We start from the raw sequence: 713 nt of genomic DNA, 5'->3' as shown, positions 1-713 counted from the left end.
CTGCTCATAACGCCACTGTTGTACCCAGATCGCCACCAGGGCCAACACAAACACAGCTGCGGCCAGAATGCTGACGGGCTTCCAGGGCGCAAACGCCGTGTTGCTACCCTTTTTTTGTTTCGGTGCATACGGGCCGGTCAGCAGTTCCTGGCCAGCGCCACCGCGTAGTGCATCCAGAAACGCCGCAGTGCCGGATAAAACGGTGGCGTCGGCAAGGCTGTCACCAAATAGCGCCTGCATGCCGTCACGCTGGTCGGCATCCACCACCAGACAACGGTCCCGGTCTGCCATTAATAGCACCTGCCCACCATCCAGTTCCGCAATCAGAGGAGCCTGGCCCTGTAACCGTTCGGCATCTACCTGAAGCGAGCCGAGTACCGCTCCCTGCTCAGCAGCCCACTGTTCAAGCTGGCTGATCAACTCACGGGCGATGGCGGTCACTTCGTAGTCGTCCCCTGCCCCTTTGCGTGAGACAAACCAAAGCGATTCCGGGCTGTCCAGCATCTGCTCTTCGAGCAGATACGGCAGAACACGCTGTAAATGGCGCGCCTGCTTGCGAGTCAGGGAAACATGGGTTAGCCGGGCAAAGGCCACGCTGATAATGACATGGAGGGTCTGGCCGGCACACTGTTCCAGCGCATCACGCAGGCTAATGGCCTGTACGTCATCGGTTGCGTTGCGCTGCAACAGCACCGGAATTTCAAGATCCGGCT

At 59.5% G+C, this 713-nt stretch carries 1 protein-coding gene; it reads right to left on the bottom strand.

All coding sequences use genetic code 11. The annotated features are described in order from the left end of the window. The coding region (gspL, locus tag A3730_RS01850) for a type II secretion system protein GspL (protein WP_231883806.1) at positions 1 to 713 on the bottom strand (713 nt) is incomplete at both ends.

The sequence above is a fragment of the Alcanivorax sp. HI0044 genome, assembly GCF_001634945.1.
Note: the sequence above shows the minus strand (reverse complement) of the source record. Positions and strands in the feature narration are given on the sequence as shown.